Raw genomic sequence first — 16,885 nt, forward strand, 5'->3', positions numbered from 1 at the left:
GCGCTGTCTGAGCGCACTGGCTTCGAAAGTGCCTTCTCCATGGTGAACAACTCCCCGCCATCGGGATGGGAGCTGGGGCGAGCGGATGAACATGGCAGACACCCATTTGTTCGTTCCGCACGGGAGGCTGCCACGCCTTGATCCCCGGCGTGGCAGCCCCTTCTTCAGCTACTCAACTCCAGCTCACCGGGATGAACACGTCAAAGCTGCGATCCCCCAGCCCCATGTGGTCCCGCTTGCTCACGACCGCGCACGTCACCACGCTGCAATCCAGGTTCGTGCCGCTCTGCGTGATCCGGATCTGCGTGGTGAAGCTGCCGTCCGCCGCGATCGGCGTCGTTGGGTTGCCGCCGATCGGCGTATTGGTCACCCACGCCGATGCGCCGACTCCGCTTCCTCCTTGCCCGTTGCCTCCCAGGCACGGCGTCGGATTCTCGCCGTAGTGGTAGTCGTCAGGTACTTGACAGAGCGCGACGTAGTAGCCCTTGCTCGGGTCGTATCCCGTGCCGGACACGGTGATCGTCTCGCCCGCCGGGTTGAGGCCGGTGGCGTTCGACGCCGACAACGTTCTTCCGTTGTTGGAGCCGGAACCTGGGGCGGCCGATGCCGGGGTGGCCAGCGCGAGCACGGCGAACGCCGCGAGGCCGAGTGTCACTGACTTGCGAACCATGAACAGCCCTTCTTGTGACGGACCGTGGTGGGAGTCGGACTAGATTATTAGGTAAGGCTAAGCTAATGTCGAGCCCGTGTTGAGACGGGTTTTGGTCGCAGGACTTCTGCTGGCGGGCTGTTCTGCGCCCGAGGCGAGCACTTCCACCGTTGCACCCACTGGACCAATCACCGCGGTTGTCGCACGGCCGGACATCGTGCCGATCACCCCCGCGCCGCAACCGAAACTGCCGGTCACGGTCACCGACAACCAGGGCACGAAGGTGACCGTGACCAGCGTGGATCGCGTCCTGGCATTCGACACGTACGGCACGCTCGCCGCCACCGTCTTCGGTCTGGGGCTTGGTGACAAGGTCGTCGGCCGGGACACCTCGACGGGTTTTCCCGCTGCCAAGAACCTGCCTGTCATCACGGCGAACGGGCATCAGCTCAACGCCGAGGCGATCATGACCCTGCGGCCGAGCGTCGTGATCACGGACACAACCCTCGGCCCGTGGGATGTCGTGCTGCAGCTTCGCGACTCCGGAATTCCTGTCGTGGTAACGGATTCCAAGCGCACGATCGACAACGTCAACGAGATCGTCGGGCAAGTCGCCAACGCGCTGGGCGTGCCCGAGGCCGGTGCGCAACTCGTCGAGCGCACGACGAAGGAGATCGCTGAGGCCAAGGCCACCGTTGCGAAGACGCAAAACCAGAAACCGCGGATCGTCTTTCTCTACCTGCGTGGGCAAGCCGGCGTGTACTACATGTTCGGCAGAGGCAGCGGCGTCGATTCGTTGATCGAGGCTGTCGGCGGTGTCGACGTGGCGACCGAAGCGGGCATGGACGGCATGAGGCCGATCAACCCCGAAGCACTCGTCAAGGCCAGGCCGGACGTCATCCTGTTGATGACAAAGGGACTTCAGTCGGTCGGTGGTGTCGACGGCGTCCTGCAACTGCCCGGCGTCGCGCAAACGCCTGCGGGGCAGAACAGGCGCATCATCGACATGGACGACCACCAGATCCTCGGGTTCGGCCCGCTCACCGCGAGCGTCTTGGACGCGTTGGCCAAGGCGCTGTACGGGACCGCCAAGTGAAGCTTCGAGTCGTCGCTTTGTTCGCGACGCTCATTGTCGGCGTGGTCGTGATGGCATTGGTCTCCGCGTCCATCGGCCAGTTCCCGATCCCGCTTGCTGACATCGTCACGTCGGTCTTCGGCGGCAAAGCCGGTGATCCGGCCGCCGAAGCGACGCTGTGGAACATCCGCTTCCCTCGGGTGATCATGTCTCTGCTGGTCGGCGGGGTTCTCGGGGTTACCGGCGCGCTGATGCAAGGGATCTTCGGCAACCCGCTCGCTGAGCCTGGCGTGGTCGGGGTTTCGCTTGGCGCCGCGGTCGGTGCGTGCCTGACGATCGTGTTCCAGTGGAGCTTCCTTGGCCAGTTCACCACGCCCATCTTCGCGTTCACCTTCGGGCTGGCCACGACCATGGCGGTGTATGTCATGTCCCGATCCCGGGGCAAGACCGAGGTCGTCACGTTGCTGCTGACCGGCATCGCGGTGAACGCCGTTGCCGGGGCTGCGATCGCGTTCCTGACGTTCCTCGGTGATCAGCAGGCGCGTGAGCAGATCGTGTTCTGGCAACTGGGCAGCATCGCGGGCGCACGATGGCCGTACGTGTGGACGGTGATCCCGCTCGCGGCGGTCGGCCTCGTGTTGGCGATGACGTTGGCGCGCCGGATGGATCTGTTGTCGCTGGGGGAGCGTTCGGCCAGGCATCTCGGCGTGAACGTCGAGGCATTGCGTATGGGCGCGATTGTGCTTGTGGCGCTGATGGTTTCGGCCGCAGTGTCGTTCACGGGAGTGATCGCGTTCGTCGGCCTCGTTGTGCCGCACGCGATTCGGATGGTTGTCGGACCTGGACACCGTGTCTTGCTTCCGGCCAGCGCCTTGGGTGGAGCCTTGCTGCTGGTGTCGGCGGATCTTGGCGCGCGCGGGCTGATCACGTTCGTCGACCTGCCGATCGGCATGCTCACCGCGTTGGTCGGTGGCCCGTTGTTCTTCTGGTTGCTGCGCCGGACAAGGCGTCGGGCTGGTGGTTGGGCATGACGGAGGTGTTGCGGGCCGACGGCGTCAGCGTGCGGCTGGGTGGCCAACCGGTGCTTCGGGACGTGTCCTTGCGGCTGCACGCTGGTGAGGTACTGGCGCTGGTTGGGCCGAACGGTTCGGGAAAGTCCACTTTGCTCAGTGTGCTCGCCGGTGACCTGACGCCAGAGTCGGGCGAGGTCCAGCTGGGCGAGCGGTCCTTGGCCAAGTGGTCCACAAAGGAGCTGGCGCGGCGTAGGGCGGTGTTGCCCCAACGGATCACATTGTCGTTTCCGTTCACTGTGGACGAGGTCGTCCGAATGGGTCGCGCGCCGTGGGACTCCGGAGACGATGATGAGGTGGTCGCCGAAGTCATGGCGCTGACCGACACGACGGCTTTCGCCGGACGGAACTTCAACTCGTTGTCCGGCGGGGAACAGGCACGTGCGGCACTGGCTCGGGTTTTGGCTCAGCAGACCGGAATTCTCCTGCTTGACGAGCCCACGGCCGCGCTCGACCTGAAGCACGCCGAGTCAGTTCTGGAGATCGCAGGGAAACGCGCTTCGGCAGGCGACGCGGTTCTGGTCGTTCTGCACGACCTAGGTTTCGCGGCCGCGCACGCAGACCGGATAGCGGTGCTATCCACTGGCCGAGTCGTCGCGGACGGCTCGCCCGCCGAGGTGCTGACCGAGGCGTTGCTCAGCGAGGTCTATCAACACCGCGTCGAGGTGTTCGCGCATCCGCGTACTGGCCGACCAGTCGTCATGCCGTATCGGGAGGGGTAATGAGAGCACGTGTTCTGGGCTTGGCCGCCGTTCTGGGGCTGGCTGTGGCGACTCCGGCATACGCGCAGGGCGCGACCGTGTCGGTGTCGCCCGCGACCGCAGACCCGCAGTACGCCACAACATTGACCTTGCAGGGCAAGGGTTTTCAGTCCGTGAAGAACGGTCATGGCGGAATTTACGTGTTCTTCGGCTGGGTCTCCGACCCGGATGGCGGTTCATGGCGGCCAAGCAAGGGCGGTGCCAGCGGGGCGACGTTCAAGTACGTCCAGGACCGTGAAACCAAGGACAACAACGGTTATCAGCGTTTTGTGGCGTTCCCAGGCAGTGATACGGCCGCGTCGGCCAATGGCGGTGTTGTTGCCGAGAACGGTACGTGGAGCACCAGGCTGAACATCCCCGGCCCTCGCTTCAAAGCCGCCGACCGATCAGGCGGCGTGTCCGAAGTAGACTGCCTGAAGTCGCGTTGCGGTGTGATCACGGTCGGCGCGCACGGCGTGGTGAACGCCAACAACGAGACCTTCACCCCGATCAGTTTCGCTGTTCCCGACCAGCAGCCCGCACCACCACCTCAACCGAAGGCGACGACGACCACGCCTCCGGCGGCGACCACCACTTCACTTCCTCCGACGACGACCACCTCGACTTCCGTCACCACCACATCGGTGGAGACGACGAGCGAGGCGCGAACTCCGGAGCCAGCGGCGCAGGCGCAGCCACTCCCACGGGACACTGGGCCGAACCTCTGGCTGCTGATCGGTATTCCGGTCCTCGTCCTGGTGGCTGTGGGTGGTCTGGTGCTGTCTCGTCGACGCCTTGGTGCCCACAAGGGATCAGCGCAGAAAGAGACAAGCGATGAGTAAGGTCAGACGGTTAGGCGTGGTGGCGCTGGGGGCGTTGCTGCTGGTCGCGGCGCCCGCGCCAGCGTCGGCACAACAGGCGAAGCCGAGCGTGTCGTTGTCCAGCGCCAGCGATTTGGACCCGGCCGGGCAGAAGATCACCATCAAGGGCACCGCCTTCGACCCGAAGTTCGGTGACGGCAAGGGCTACGGTGTCCGCATCGGTCCACAGCGGACAGGCTGGCGGGACAAGGCGACCACGACCTTCACCCAGTACAGCAAGCTGCTGAAGGAGAACTGGCAGTTCGGCATCGACCTGAAGCCGGACGGCACATGGCAGACCGAGGTGACGGTCAAGGCAAGCTACACCGCGGGCGGCGAGACGATCAGCGCGGCGAACGAGCAGTTCTACGTGATGATCTTCCCGTGGGACAACCCTGACACGTCGAAGGACATCGTCATCCCGCTGAAGTTCAAGGCGGCCGGCAACCCACTCGACGGCGCGCTGAACTGGGGGATCAAGGCCTCCTGGCGTGGCTACATCGCGCGCGGCGGCACGATCACACCGTCCCAAGGCGCCGCTTTCGACAACGCAGGCACACCACCGTTGCCTTATGTGTGGCCGTTCAAGTCGGCATCTTTCGACCCGCGCGCGGGCAAGGGCGAGGTGCAGTTCTCCGGCAAGGTCATTTTCGCCTACGAGGCGCACACGATCTGGGACTACGGCCTGGCCAACCCGAAGATCGTGATCAACCCCGACGGCAAGGGCGTGCTGCAGGCGACGGTCAACACGGCGTTCTACGGGACCAAGGCGCAGCCGGAGAAAGTGTTCGGGCCCAAGGAGATCGCGTACGCCGACTTGGTGTTCGACGGCAAGCCGGTGGTGTCCGGGCGTAGCGTCACCGTGAAGATCAAGTCGGCGGCGTTGACCGAGGACGGCGCGGCTGCGTTCGCCGGGTTCTATCCCAAGGGCACGGAGGTCGACGCAGGCACCGTGACCTTCACCGCGGACGTCCCGGCCGAGTGTGAGGCAAGCACCCAGTTCGACAAGGGCGACCTGGTGTGGGGCTTCAAACGCAGCTTCCGGCAGTACGTGGGCAACGGCAGCGGCAACAGCATCAAGGCCTCCGGCGGAGCCGCGATCACGGACATCGACGTCGTGCCCAATCAGAACGGTGTGGCAACCGGTGCGCACCGGTATCCGTTCAAGTCGGCGAGGTACACATCGGACACCAAGTTCGAGGTCGTGTTCGGCGGGATGATCAGCTTCGACTACCCGGCGCACCTCTTCACTGTGCACCTCGGCAATCCGCGAGTGGTTGTCGACGGCAAGACGGGATCGTTGTTCGCGGACGTCGAGTTGACGGCGAAAGAGGGCGCGCCGGGTAAGCCGGCCAAGCTGACCGGCGTCGAACTGGCGAAGCTGAATCTGGACGCGGCGAAGGCGACGAATGCCGACGGAGTGGTGACGATCGCCGGCGTTGCCGCGACTCTGGCGAGTTCTGAGGCGTTCGCCGGGTTCTACGCCGCTGGTGACAAGCTCGACACCATGACCATCACGCTCGGTGCCGCGTGTTCTTCACTGCCGCCACCGGCTTCGACGCCGCCAGCCGGTGCGACCGAGGCTGCGGAGGATCTGGTGCCGCCGTTGAACTTCCGGCCGGCCGAACTGGCCAACACCGGCGTCAACCCGGTCGGGCTGTTGACGCTCGGTGCGCTGTTGCTGATGTCCGGCGCCGGAATGGTCTACTTCGGACGAAGGGTCAAGCGGACTTGATCATGCCGCCGTCGATCAGGTAATCGGATCCGGTGATGTTGTTGGGGGACGCGGCGAACACGATCAGCCGGGCGACCTCTTCCGGCGTGGAGATACGACCTGTGTAGGCGCCCAGCTGGTCGAGCAGCGTCTCCTTGAACTGCTCGCGCGTGATCCCCTGCGCGCGAGCGACCTTGCCGATGAACCCGTCCTCGTCGGTCCACACACCGGTGCTGACCGGGCCGGGGGAGACCGTGATCGCACGAACGCCTTCGCCGCCGAACTGCTCGGCCGTGATTTTGGTCAGTGCGTTCAGGGCAACCTTGGAAACGTTGTAGTTGACCGGGCCGCCGCCGACGAGCCGCGCTCCGGTCGACGAAACGTTGACCACAACGCCCTTGCGTTCGATGAGGCTCGGCAAAGCGGCCCTCGTCGCGCGCAGGGCACTGTAGAAGTGCAGGTCGAAGGCGCTTTCCCAGGCGCTGTCCGGCAATGTGAGCAGATTCTTGGTCGCACCTTCGACAAGGCTCTCGCTGTCACCGACACCCACGTTGTTGATCAGGATGTCAATGCCGCCAAGATGCGCGAGGGCCTCGTCAATCAACCGTTGCGGCCCATCCGATGTGGACAGGTCAACGGTGACCGGGTAGGCGCCGGTTTCCTTGAGTGCCGGCGTTATCGAGCGAGAACCACTGACAACCTTGACGCCCTCCTGCTGAAGCAGGCGAACGGTCTCCAAACCGATCCCCTTGCTGCCGCCAGTGACGACAGCGGTCTTCCCCGCCAGTTGCAGATCCACTGCGAGCCCTCCAGTGTTACGGACCGATCGGTCCCGGACTGATCGGTCCCCATCGTGGCGGAGATGGCAAGGTTGTGTCAACCCACCCTTCGTCATCGTGTCCACCGTTCCGGCTCACCGTGTCCCTCATTGCGGCACTACGAAATTCCCCTTCCGGTCCGTTGAGGGAATTCAAGGTGCCGGAACGTTGGACACGGTGTGCCGCAACGTGCGACTCACGGTGCTGGAACGTGCGACACGGTGTGCTTGAACGTGCAATTCACGGTGCTGGAAGGGTGGACACGGTGTGCTGGAACGGTGGACACGGGGGGTGGGGCGTGGTCGTGGACTGGGCGGTCCGGAATTGGTCGGGTATCGTTTCCGCCATGCCTCGTAAGCCTGATCCGGGGGCGAGGGATCGGATTCTCACTGCTGCTTGTCAGCTGTTCAACGCCCACGGTGTGCACGCTGTCGGGATGCAGCAGATCATCGATGTGGTCGGCTGCGGCAAGAATCTGCTCTACCGCGAGTTCCCGACCAAGGATGACCTTGTCGCCGCTTACATCGAGCGGACCAAGGAGGGGTGGTGCTTGGATCTGCGGGCGGTTGCCGAGCAGGTTTCGGCGCCCGCCGATCAGTTGCTGGCGATTGTCGCCCGGATCGCCGAGAACGCCACCGCTCCTGGGTTTCGGGGATGCGTCATCTACAACACGCACGCCGAGTTCCCGCAGGCTGATCACCCCGTCAACCGGGCGACCACCGCGAACTTCGAGTTCATCCGGGAGAGCCTGTTCGACCTCGCCAAGCGCGCGGGTGCAGCCGATCCGCGCACGCTCGCGGACCGGCTGTTGCTGATCATCGACGGGTTGAAGGTCAACGGTGCCGCGATGGGACGCTCGGGCGCCGCGTCGGCTGCTGTCGCGTTCGCCGAGGAGACCATTCGCAACGCCCTGCGGCCGATTCAGGCTCCTGAGCCCGCTGGGTCCTCCTGAACGCCGTAGACCAGGCAGAACGTGTGGCCCGCCGGGTCGCGGAACACCCGGAAGTGGTCCTCGTGGTGCTCCTCGGTCACGCGGGTGGCGCCCAATGCCAAGGCCTGGCGTTCGGCCTCGTCCGGGTCGTCGACCTTGATGTCCAGGTGCACCTGCTGGGAGCCCGCGGTGTCGGGGAACTTCGGCGGCTGGTGGTCAGGCGCCACCTGGAACGCCAGCCGCTGGCCAGCTGGGTCCGTCACCACCACCCAATCCGGGTCGTCGTTGGTGACGGTTCCGCCGATCAACTGCGCGTAGAAATCCCCCAGTTTGGCCGGATCCTTGCAGTCAAACACCACGCTTCGTAGTTGTCCGATCATGCATCCAGTGTTGCCCAGTCCGGCAAGACGGAAACCTCACGGTGTGCGCCAGCGGTCGTCGTGCAGCAGTTGACTCGCCTGCGGGCCCATCAGCAGCATGCCACCGTCGACCACATAGGACGCACCGGTGACGTACCCGGCCGCTGGTGTGGCGAGGAAGGCCACAACGGCGGCGACTTCCTGGGCGTGGCCTGGCCTGCCGAGCGGAACTCCCGGCCGGGGCTGGGATTTCGGGTCGATGTCCTCCTGGCCGGTCATCGGCGTGGAGATTTCGCCGGGCGCGACCGAGTTCACCGTGATCGCGTGTTCGGCCAGCTCCAGCGCGAGCACTTTGGTCAGTGCGCCGAGGCCTGCTTTCGCCGCGCAGTACGGCGCCGCGCCGATTCTGGGCGCGTGCTCGTGGACGCTGGTGATGTTGATGATCCTGCCGCCCTTGCCTGCTTCGATCATGTGCCGCGCGGCGCGTTGGGAGCACAGGAACGCCCCGTCGAGGTCGACGGAGATCACGTCGCGCCACGTGTCGTAGTCCATGTCCATGACAAGCTGGCTTGTGCCTGTGCCCGCGCAGTTGACCAGCACGTCGAGGCCGCCGAGTTCTTCGGCGAGGGCGTCGATGGCGCCGGTCGAGGTTGGCAGGTCGGTCAGGTCGAGGTGGCGGATAGCGGCTCGCACGCCGCGTTCACGTACGAGTTTCGCCGTCTCTTCAGCGCCGTCCGCGTCCCGGTTGTAGGTGATTCCGACGTCGACGCCACCTCCGGCGAGAGCGACAGCGACAGCTTTGCCGATGCCCGAGTCAGCACCGGTGACGACCGCGTACATCGGTGCTCCGGCACGGTCCCAGGGGAGTGGTGCGACGGTGCTCATGATGCCTTCGCCACGGCTTTCTCCAATTGGGCCCGGTTCATCTTCGACCGGCCCTTGATCTCCAGGTCACGGGCGCGTTCGTCGAGTTCGGCCTTGCTGAGGTCGGACAGGTTGGAAGGCGGCTTCTTCTGCTGCTTGGTGCGGCCCTTCGTCGACTCGACGCTGCGGCGCAGGGCCTCCATCAGGTCGGTGACCTCGGTGGCCTCCGGCGGCTCGGCCTCGACGACGATCTCGTTGCCCTGTGCCTTGTCCTCGATCAGCTTGTTCACCTTGTCGGTGTAGGTGTCCCGGTAGTTCTCCGGTTTCCACGCCTCGCTGAGCGACTCGATCAGCGACGTGGCCATCTTGAGTTCCTTGCCCTGCGGGGCTTTCGCGCCTTTGACGGTCTCCTTGACCTCCGCCGGATCCCTGATCTCGTCGGCGAAGTACATCGTCTCCAGCGCCATGATCCCGTCACGGGCGCGCACCGCGGTCAGATACTGCTTGCCGCGCATGACGAACGTGGCGATGCCGGCCCGGTTGCTCTCGGTCATCGCCTTGGCCAGCAAGGCATACGGCCTCGCATACTCCTTTTTGGCCGGTGCCAGCCAATAGGTCTTCTGGTAGAAGATCGGGTCGATCTCGTCGAGGTCCACAAAGGCGTCGATGTCGATCGTTCTTGACCTGCCGGGCGCGATGTCGGCCAGCTCGTCCGGCTCGACCAGGACGAACTGGCCGTCACCGACCTCACGGCCCTTGACGATGTCGCTGTAGTCCACTTCCTTGCCGGTCCGCTCGTTCACCCGTTTGTAGCGGATCCGGTCGGACGTCCCGCGCTGGAACTGGTTGAAGTGGACAGTGTGGTCGCTGGTGGCGCTGTAGAGCTCCACCGGGATGGCGACCAGCCCGAAGCTGATCGCCCCGCTCCAAATCGCACGCGCCATGACTCGTGGCTACCCCCAAACCCGGCGGATCATTCTTCGTCCCGTTTGAGGTCTTCTTTCGCCTGCTCGAGCTCCGCTTCGCCCTCCACCCGCAACGCCTCGTTGCCGGTGTACTCGCCCCACTCCTCCTTGATCTTGCCGACGATCTCCTCGACCACGTGTTTCGGCTTGTCAGTGGACATGAGTACCTGTACCTCCCTGGTTAAAGGTCGTAGTACCCAGTCAGGCGTGGTCTCGCAACTCGATCACGCGACCGTTTCGGGTCAGCGGCTGCAACGGCAGCGAGACGCTGTCGCCGACCATCCCGGCCAGGTGCTGCAGCATGATCCCTTCGCGCAGGGCCCACGGGCAGATCTCCACCGACGAGATGTCCAGCGCCACCATCGCGTCGTGGGCGATCATCGCTCCGGCGAGAATCTGTCTTGACCGGGACTTCGAAACGCCACGCATCCGTCCTCGTTCGGCAGCTGTCTTGGCCGCCAGCTTGGGAATCGACCGCGCCAGTGCCGTGACCGACAGCGTGCGCCGGACGAAGGGGCCTTTGCGTTGCGGCGCCGCCCCGTTGAGCCGGGCCAGTTGCTTGAACGTTTTGGACGTCGCGACCACGCGCCTCGGATCGCCTTCCCACCGGAGCCGATCGACGACTTCACTCAGGGTGTCGCGGATGTACCTGCGTGCCACCTTGACCTGTTTGCGGGTCGGCGGATCGTTCGGCAGGAACCTGCGGGTCACCCGGCCTGCGCCAAGCGGCAGCGAGACCGCCAGGTCCGGCTGGGCGTCGCGGCCGAGCACGATCTCCATCGAGCCGCCGCCGATGTCCAGGACCATCAGCCGGCCCGCTGACCAGCCGTACCACCGGTGCGCCGCGAGATACGTCAGCCGCGCCTCCTGCTCACCCGAGAGGTACTGAGGCATGATCGAGGCCGCTTGGTGGATCTTGTCCAGCACCTTCTCGCGGTTCGTCGCGTCCCTGATCGCCGAGGTGACGAACGGGTACAGCTGGTCGACCGAATACCGGAAGGCGAAATCCACCGCGCGGGAAACCGCGTCGGCGACCCGTTGCACCCCATCGTCGTCGATGGCTCCGTCCTTGTTGATGGACTCGGCCAGCAACGTGGGTTCCTTGACGCAGTGCGCCGGCAGTGGCGGCGCTCCGGGACGCGCGTCGATCACTTGCAACTGCGCGGAGTTGGAGCCGATGTCGAGCACTCCGATTCTCATGCAGTCGTGTACCCGCGTGATCGCCCGGCCAATCTGGGCCGATCGGGCTAACCGGACCAGACCCGATGTCAGTACGTTGGCTTTTGTCCAACATACTGGGAGGCGTCCATGCGGATTCTTGTTGGCACACTCGCCGCGGCACTGGCATTCGGCCTCGTCAATCCGGCTTTCGCGGCGGCTCAGCCGCAAGTCCAGGCCAGACCGTGCAGCGACGAACCGCGGGAACTGCCGATCCACGAGTTCACCGACTACCGCGAACTCCAGGTGGAACTGGGCAGGTTGCAGCGTGTCAGCAACGGCAGGGTCAAAGTCGAGACGGCGGGCCTGTCGACCCGTGGCCGCACGATCCACCGGGTGACCGTCGGTACCGGCCCCAAAGTGATGATCGTCAGCAGCGAGATCCACGGCAACGAGAAGACCGGCACCGACGCGTTGTTGCGCATCCTCGACTTCCTCGGCACGTCGGAATCCGCGCACGCCAAGCGGTTGCGTGCGGCGATCACCTTCGTCGCGGTGCCGAAGCTCAACCCGGACGGAGCCGAACTGGACCGCCGCGGCAACGATCTGTCCTGGGCCGAGGTGCAGCAGACGTTCCCGCAGCTGGCCGGGCGTCCACCGGCGTGGAACTACATTTCCGGCCAGCAGCAAGGAGATGACTACCGCACGCGGCCCGGGTTCGACGTCAACCGCGACTTCCACCCCGAACTGGACTACGTGCCGCAGGCCGCGGACGTACCCGGCTCGTCCGACCGTCCCGGCTGGTTCATCACGCCGGAGGCCAGGGCGTTGCGCAAGGTGTACCTGGACCTGAAGGCCGAGCGCGGCAAGGTGCCCGATGTGTACGTCGACCTGCACCACCAAGGCGCGTGCGTCCGGCAGGAAGGCAGCAACAAGTTCCTCGACGTCGCCGTGGACTACCCGCCGCTGCCCGACCGCTTCTTCGAGGACGGCCAGAAGTACGCGAAGTACCGTGACGTGTACACAAAGGATGAATCACGGCAGCTGGCGATCAGTGCCTACAACGGGATGACCGAAGGCGGCTACATCGGCGCCCGATACCCGCACGCGGCCGACCGTGACCTGCCTGGCCAGGCACGGTGCTCCTTTGCCTTGAACGGCACCGGAACCGTGCTGTTCGAGGTTCGCGGCCAGACGCAAACCCTTGGCCAGCAACACCGCGAGCGGTTCACGCGCGCGGTCGTCGCCGGGTTGAACCGGATGATCGCCGACGTCAGCACGGGTGCTGTCGACCGGATCGACCCGGAGAAGTTCGACACCATCCCCGGCACCGCGGGTGCCGAGGCGGCCGACTTGAGCTTGGTGGACTAGCCGAAGAACTTCAGCAGGTGCTCGACGACCGCTTCGGGCTGTTCCTCGGCGATGTAGTGGCCGGTGCCCGCGATGTAGTGGATCTGGAAGTCGGCGCTGTGCTTGCGTAGCGCGACTTCCAGAAACGCGTTGCCCTCGGCCGCGAGGCCCAGGACCGGCATCGACACCGGTTCGTACGTTTTCGCGTCCTGGATGTCCTGGACGAACGTCTGGTACCAGCCGTTCGATGCCCGGATCGCGTCGGGGGAGTCGTACGCCTCGGCGTAGATCTGCCGATCAGCGTCGGTGATCGCCGCCTGGTTGACCAACGCTCCCTCGCAGAGGTGGTCGATCAGTGCCCGGTACCGGCCGTTCAGCAGCACTTGCGGCAGTTCGGTCAGCTGGTTGAACGCGAACCACCACAGGTGCGGAACGGGTGGCTGCGGCAGCATGGTGAATCCGAACCAGCTCTCGTCCGGATGCGGCACTTCGAGCAGGGCGAGTTTGCTGACGACCGCGGGGTGGTTGGCCGCGAGGCTGTACGCGACCATGGCTCCGATGTCGTGCCCGGCGATGTTCGCCTGGTCGAACCCGAGGGCTTTGATCAGCTCGGCGATGTCGCGCGCCATGGTCTTCTTGTCGTAGCCGCTTTCCGGCTTGTCCGACCCACCCATACCGCGGAGGTCCACGGCGATCACCCGGTGGTTGCGCGCCAGCGGCGGCAGGATCTTGCGGAATTCCCACCACGTGTGCGGCCAGCCGCTGAGCAGCACGAGCGGGCTGCCCTCGCCGCCGGTCACGTAGTGCAGCCGTGTTCCGTTGACGTCGGCGTACTCACTGGTGAAACCCAGCGACTTGGCGAGCTCGGCGTTGTTCATCGTCGGTCCATTCTAGATCGAGCGTTCCAATATAAGGGCGTGAAACTAGTCGAGGAGGGACAGCGCGTGCTCGACGGCGTCGGTGATCCGACGCCGTTCGGGCCGCTTGGCGACCACGCGAAGACCTTGTGCGAAGGTGGTCAGGAACCTGGCGAGCGAGTACGGATCCTTGTCGGCGCTGAGCTCACCTTGGTCTTGGGCGCGCACCAATGCTCCGGCGATGGCGGATTCGAGACCGCCGATGCCGACGTCGACTCCGCGAGCGGCCTTTTCGTCGTGCGGCAGCAACTCGACAGCGGTGTTGGTGACGAAGCAGCCCTTGCGATCCGGGTCTGTCAGTGAGTCCTCGGCGAAATCCCTGATCAGCTGCTTCACCGCGGCGAGGGCGTTGCCTTGTGGGAACAGGGTCGACCCGGCGTCGCCGTTGACCTGCTCGGTGTAGAGGTCCAACGCGCGCAGGTACAGGTCGTGCTTGGTGCCGAAGGTGGCGTACAGGCTGGCCCGGCCGATGCCGAGGTGGTCGACCAGGTCCTGGATCGAGGTCGCCTCGTAACCCTTGCGCCAGAACAGGTCCAGCGCCGCACGTAGCGCGGCGTCCGGGTCGAACTCCTTCGTCCTGGCCATGCTCACCACGTTAGCGGAATTGGAACGATCGATCAAGAAAGTGTGGCCGGATGCGCTCGGCCAGAACTCGCCATCGTCGGCGCTGGCCGAGGCCGCGCACAGCTGGCTCGAACCTGCGCCTATCTCGGCAAACCGGCCGCTGTGCGGCTGTTTCAGGCACGGTCGAAAGTGTTGACCGCCCATGGTCATCTCGATATACACGCCTGGGGATCTACTGGGAGGGGCATTCTTGCGTAGAGGTTTGGTTGTCGCCGCCGTGGCCACGATGGTCTCGGCCGCAGGAGTGGCAGTGGCGGACCCGGTGTCCGCTCAGGATGTGGCCGCCGCCAAGGCGCGCCAATTGGCTGCGGGCGTGCAGATCGTGCCGAAGGGCTCGCAATCCTCGGGAATCGACCCGATGCTGGCGTACCTGCCCGACTTGTCCAATGTGGACATCGCGGGTGTGCGGCGTGCTCGTGCGGCCGAACAAGCCGCGCTGCGCAACAGGTCGGGCGAAGCAAAGCCGTACACCGAGAGGGAACCGGTCGGCGTCCGTGGTCGCAACGACACCGATGCGACCGCGGAGTTCCTGTTCGGTTTCGGCACCGGTTTCGGCGCCGCGTCGAAATTCTCGTTGACCGGGAATCTCGCTCCGGACCCCGAGACGAAGACGTTGCCACCGTTCGCTGAGGACAACGGGTCGATCCCGCTTGCGCCCGCGGTCGGTGAGGGCCGGCGGATCCGGACCAGCGGCGTGATCGGCGACGGCCCGCACGGCAGCAGCGGCGACAAGAAGGGGGATTACGACTTCTACAAGGTCTCGGGCTTCAGCTCGGTCACGATCGACGTCGACACGCCCGCCAGCGACCTCGACTCCGTCGTCGCGGTCTACAACGCGGCAGGCGAGCAGATCGCGGTCAATGACGACCAAGGCCCGGACAACACCGACAGCCTGGTGACCGTGCCGCTGCCGACCCCGGGCGACTACTACGTCCTGGTCAGCGGATTCGGCGAGAACGGCACGACGTTCCCGCAGAACCCCTCGGACTCGGGCAGCGGGCTCGGCACGGGCTCGGAAGGCGCCTACACCGTGACCCTGTCCGGCCAGGAGACCTATGACAAGGACGTGTACTCCTTCTTCCTGCGCGCGGGCGACGTGATCGGTGCCGCGGTCACGGGCGGTTCGACTCGGCTTGAGGTGCACGACTCCACCGGGCGCGAGGTGTTCGGCTCGTCGCAGGACTTCACGTCGCTGTACCCGGCGTCGTCTCCGCTGCCGCGGGGCGGCAACGCGGTGGTCGACTTCCTCGCGCCGACGACCGGCAAATACACCCTGCACGTGCGTAACGGTGAAGGTCAGTATCAGGTCGCGCTCGAGGCATACCGGCCAGGAACCGAGACCAAGCCGCGCGGCACCGTGCAGACCATCTTCCTCGACTTCGACGGTGCCCAGATCGACGTCGGGATCTTCAACGCCGGGGCGACCGGTGTGCGGACCTTGTCCCCGTTCTCGACGTTCCTCGCGGGCTGGGGTCTTGGCCCGGCTGACGAGAACGTGCTGATCGACCGCATCATCGACGTGGTCAAGGAGAACGTCGAGAAGGATCTCGCGCAGAAGTCGACCAACCGGAACTTCGCCGTCAAGATCCTCAACAGCCGGGACCACGCGGACCCGTTCGGCCAGGGAGGCGTGAGCAGGCTGATCATCGGCGGTTCGATCGCGGAGTCGGGCATCCCGACCGTGGGCATCGCCCAGTCGATCGACCCGGGCAACTTCGGCACCGAGGAATCGGCGCTGCTGCTGCTCGACGTGCTGAGCGGGCCGACCGGCCGCACCTCGCTGAACACGTACATCACCCCGGCGACCGACAAGATCCGGTTCATCAGCCAGGGCGTCGGCAACATCGCCGCCCATGAACTCGGGCACTTCATCGGCAGCTGGCACGTCGACCAGTTCAACGAGGTGGCCAGCCTGATGGACCAGGGCGGCAACCCGACCCTGATGTTCGGCGTCGGCCCGGACAAGATCGGTGGCACGGCCGACGACGTCGACGTCGACTTCGTCGAGGACGTGCTGAACCCGAACGAAGGCTTCAGCGGTCACGAGGACACCCTCAACCGCACTGGCTGGGGCTTCAGCCGCGGCCGCGGCTAGGCGATCACTCCAGGCGGGGCCCCGGACGGATGGTCCGGGCCCCGCCTCTGCGTTTGCTGGGCCGTGTTCGCAGCACAGCGCGGCGTGGATTCCGGGTGCGTTTATCCGATCCGTGCAGTTCTTGACAGGCCACTCGGAATGGAACGAGTCGTCATGACAAGTTCGTGGCCGCACGGATGACTTGTGCACCATTTATCACTGCTCCATCCGTGTTCCGATGCTGCTCGATCGGGCGGGACCGCACGCTGTGGCGTCAATTCGCCCGGACAACGGTGTTTCTGTCGGTCTTAAGGGTGAACACGACCGGGCTATGTGATGGCTTTTCGGTTGGTATTTGTAGATCCTCAGCAATGTGGCCCGCAGATCAGTCGGGCAGAAACCAACTGCCGCTCGTCGCGTGAAAATGACCGTTGATCGTCGGCATGGGCACTCTGGATAGGTGTCCTTGCGACGTGGAATCTTGACCTGCTTCAATTTGGACATGCGCTGACATGCGGAGTCGCTCGTAATTGGGGGGCCACATCGAAGCGCATACAGGGGCGGCTCGCTGCTGACACAGCGAGCCGCATCGCCCTGGATCCCTGTCGGTCGGTACTAGAACACCAAGAAAGGGAACCTAGGACATGTTCATTATAGGTCCAGGTCAGCTATCGAATCCAGGTGAATCCGTCCCTCGTTGGGCGGATTTCGGTCAGC

The 16,885-nt window shown here is 65.0% G+C and carries 17 protein-coding genes; 8 read left to right on the top strand and 9 right to left on the bottom strand.

The window, feature by feature from the left end:
• Positions 1–172: 172 nt before the first annotated feature.
• The gene (locus B9C43_RS02795; protein ID WP_084424436.1) at positions 173–670 is read right to left on the bottom strand and encodes a hypothetical protein; all 498 of its coding nucleotides are present in this window, start codon (positions 668–670) and stop codon (positions 173–175) included.
• A gap of 76 nt (positions 671–746) precedes the next feature.
• On the opposite strand from B9C43_RS02795, the gene B9C43_RS02800 reads away from it, so the two are divergent.
• From B9C43_RS02800 to B9C43_RS02820, 5 genes are read left to right on the top strand one after another with little or no spacing between them, the layout of a single operon-like run.
• Positions 747–1,745, top strand: a complete 999-nt coding sequence (locus tag B9C43_RS02800) for a heme/hemin ABC transporter substrate-binding protein (protein WP_235038402.1) — start codon at positions 747–749, stop codon at positions 1,743–1,745.
• On the top strand, positions 1,742–2,755 hold the full coding sequence (locus B9C43_RS02805; RefSeq protein WP_235038403.1) for a FecCD family ABC transporter permease: 1,014 nt from the start codon (positions 1,742–1,744) through the stop codon (positions 2,753–2,755). Before B9C43_RS02800 ends, B9C43_RS02805 begins: the two co-directional genes overlap by 4 nt.
• Positions 2,752–3,516: a heme ABC transporter ATP-binding protein gene (locus tag B9C43_RS02810; RefSeq protein WP_084424437.1), complete on the top strand. Its 765-nt coding sequence runs from the start codon at positions 2,752–2,754 to the stop codon at positions 3,514–3,516. The genes B9C43_RS02805 and B9C43_RS02810 overlap by 4 nt, the downstream gene beginning before the upstream one ends.
• Positions 3,516–4,376 carry a hypothetical protein gene (locus B9C43_RS02815; RefSeq protein ID WP_084424438.1) on the top strand — a complete coding sequence of 287 codons (861 nt, stop codon included), beginning with the start codon at positions 3,516–3,518 and terminating at the stop codon, positions 4,374–4,376. The genes B9C43_RS02810 and B9C43_RS02815 overlap by 1 nt, the downstream gene beginning before the upstream one ends.
• The gene (locus B9C43_RS02820) at positions 4,369–6,129 is read left to right on the top strand and encodes an HtaA domain-containing protein (RefSeq protein WP_084424439.1); all 1,761 of its coding nucleotides are present in this window, start codon (positions 4,369–4,371) and stop codon (positions 6,127–6,129) included. Before B9C43_RS02815 ends, B9C43_RS02820 begins: the two co-directional genes overlap by 8 nt.
• On the opposite strand, the gene B9C43_RS02825 is transcribed toward B9C43_RS02820, so the two are convergent.
• A complete protein-coding gene (locus tag B9C43_RS02825; protein ID WP_084424440.1) occupies positions 6,116–6,907 on the bottom strand; it encodes an SDR family oxidoreductase in 792 nt (263 codons plus the stop codon). The genes B9C43_RS02820 and B9C43_RS02825 overlap by 14 nt on opposite strands.
• Positions 6,908–7,272: 365 nt before the next feature.
• Between B9C43_RS02825 and B9C43_RS02830 the strand changes: the two genes are divergently transcribed.
• Positions 7,273–7,878: a TetR/AcrR family transcriptional regulator gene (locus B9C43_RS02830; protein WP_143446053.1), complete on the top strand. Its 606-nt coding sequence runs from the start codon at positions 7,273–7,275 to the stop codon at positions 7,876–7,878.
• On the opposite strand, the gene B9C43_RS02835 is transcribed toward B9C43_RS02830, so the two are convergent.
• The 5 genes from B9C43_RS02835 to B9C43_RS02850 are packed head-to-tail and all read right to left on the bottom strand — an operon-like array spanning position 7,848 to position 11,245.
• Positions 7,848–8,237: a VOC family protein gene (locus tag B9C43_RS02835; protein WP_084424442.1), complete on the bottom strand. Its 390-nt coding sequence runs from the start codon at positions 8,235–8,237 to the stop codon at positions 7,848–7,850. The two genes, B9C43_RS02830 and B9C43_RS02835, sit on opposite strands and share 31 nt — an antisense overlap.
• A gap of 36 nt (positions 8,238–8,273) precedes the next feature.
• A complete protein-coding gene (locus B9C43_RS02840; RefSeq protein ID WP_084424443.1) occupies positions 8,274–9,101 on the bottom strand; it encodes an SDR family oxidoreductase in 828 nt (275 codons plus the stop codon).
• On the bottom strand, positions 9,098–10,024 hold the full coding sequence (gene ku, locus B9C43_RS02845; RefSeq protein ID WP_084424444.1) for a non-homologous end joining protein Ku: 927 nt from the start codon (positions 10,022–10,024) through the stop codon (positions 9,098–9,100). The genes B9C43_RS02840 and ku overlap by 4 nt, the downstream gene beginning before the upstream one ends.
• Before the next feature lie 29 nt (positions 10,025–10,053).
• Positions 10,054–10,206 carry a CsbD family protein gene (locus tag B9C43_RS55370; RefSeq protein WP_143446054.1) on the bottom strand — a complete coding sequence of 51 codons (153 nt, stop codon included), beginning with the start codon at positions 10,204–10,206 and terminating at the stop codon, positions 10,054–10,056.
• Between the two features lie 40 nt (positions 10,207–10,246).
• Positions 10,247–11,245, bottom strand: coding sequence for a Ppx/GppA family phosphatase (locus tag B9C43_RS02850; protein WP_084424445.1), 999 nt, complete (start codon positions 11,243–11,245; stop codon positions 10,247–10,249).
• A 108-nt stretch (positions 11,246–11,353) separates the two neighbouring features.
• On the opposite strand from B9C43_RS02850, the gene B9C43_RS02855 reads away from it, so the two are divergent.
• Positions 11,354–12,574, top strand: a complete 1,221-nt coding sequence (locus B9C43_RS02855) for a M14 family zinc carboxypeptidase (protein ID WP_084424446.1) — start codon at positions 11,354–11,356, stop codon at positions 12,572–12,574.
• Here B9C43_RS02855 and B9C43_RS02860 read toward each other — a convergent pair.
• Complete coding sequence (locus B9C43_RS02860) at positions 12,571–13,431, bottom strand: alpha/beta fold hydrolase (RefSeq protein WP_084424447.1); 861 nt, start codon at positions 13,429–13,431, stop codon at positions 12,571–12,573. The genes B9C43_RS02855 and B9C43_RS02860 overlap by 4 nt on opposite strands.
• A 45-nt stretch (positions 13,432–13,476) precedes the next feature.
• Positions 13,477–14,055 (bottom strand): TetR/AcrR family transcriptional regulator, encoded by a 579-nt coding sequence (locus B9C43_RS02865; protein WP_084425550.1) that lies wholly within the window; start codon positions 14,053–14,055, stop codon positions 13,477–13,479.
• A gap of 229 nt (positions 14,056–14,284) precedes the next feature.
• Here B9C43_RS02865 and B9C43_RS02870 point away from each other — a divergent pair, with 229 nt between their 5' ends.
• Positions 14,285–16,189 (top strand): PPC domain-containing protein, encoded by a 1,905-nt coding sequence (locus B9C43_RS02870; RefSeq protein WP_160096269.1) that lies wholly within the window; start codon positions 14,285–14,287, stop codon positions 16,187–16,189.
• The last annotated feature ends 696 nt before the right edge of the window (positions 16,190–16,885 follow it).

Source organism: Kibdelosporangium aridum, from assembly GCF_900176515.1.
In the GTDB taxonomy this organism is placed as follows: domain Bacteria; phylum Actinomycetota; class Actinomycetes; order Mycobacteriales; family Pseudonocardiaceae; genus Kibdelosporangium; species Kibdelosporangium aridum.

Bases quoted from the DNA above. Each gene is read 5' to 3' on its own strand.
- B9C43_RS02840 (WP_084424443.1), bottom strand. From the start codon at position 9,101: ATGAGCACCGTCGCACCACTCCCCTGGGACCGTGCCGGAGCACCGATG.
- B9C43_RS02860 (WP_084424447.1), bottom strand. From the start codon at position 13,431: ATGAACAACGCCGAGCTCGCCAAGTCGCTGGGTTTCACCAGTGAGTAC.
- B9C43_RS55370 (WP_143446054.1), bottom strand. From the start codon at position 10,206: ATGTCCACTGACAAGCCGAAACACGTGGTCGAGGAGATCGTCGGCAAG.
- B9C43_RS02810 (WP_084424437.1), top strand. From the start codon at position 2,752: ATGACGGAGGTGTTGCGGGCCGACGGCGTCAGCGTGCGGCTGGGTGGC.
- B9C43_RS02815 (WP_084424438.1), top strand. From the start codon at position 3,516: ATGAGAGCACGTGTTCTGGGCTTGGCCGCCGTTCTGGGGCTGGCTGTG.
- B9C43_RS02855 (WP_084424446.1), top strand. From the start codon at position 11,354: ATGCGGATTCTTGTTGGCACACTCGCCGCGGCACTGGCATTCGGCCTC.
- B9C43_RS02830 (WP_143446053.1), top strand. From the start codon at position 7,273: ATGCCTCGTAAGCCTGATCCGGGGGCGAGGGATCGGATTCTCACTGCT.
- B9C43_RS02795 (WP_084424436.1), bottom strand. From the start codon at position 670: ATGGTTCGCAAGTCAGTGACACTCGGCCTCGCGGCGTTCGCCGTGCTC.
- ku (WP_084424444.1), bottom strand. From the start codon at position 10,024: ATGGCGCGTGCGATTTGGAGCGGGGCGATCAGCTTCGGGCTGGTCGCC.
- B9C43_RS02850 (WP_084424445.1), bottom strand. From the start codon at position 11,245: ATGAGAATCGGAGTGCTCGACATCGGCTCCAACTCCGCGCAGTTGCAA.
- B9C43_RS02865 (WP_084425550.1), bottom strand. From the start codon at position 14,055: ATGGCCAGGACGAAGGAGTTCGACCCGGACGCCGCGCTACGTGCGGCG.
- B9C43_RS02820 (WP_084424439.1), top strand. From the start codon at position 4,369: ATGAGTAAGGTCAGACGGTTAGGCGTGGTGGCGCTGGGGGCGTTGCTG.
- B9C43_RS02835 (WP_084424442.1), bottom strand. From the start codon at position 8,237: ATGATCGGACAACTACGAAGCGTGGTGTTTGACTGCAAGGATCCGGCC.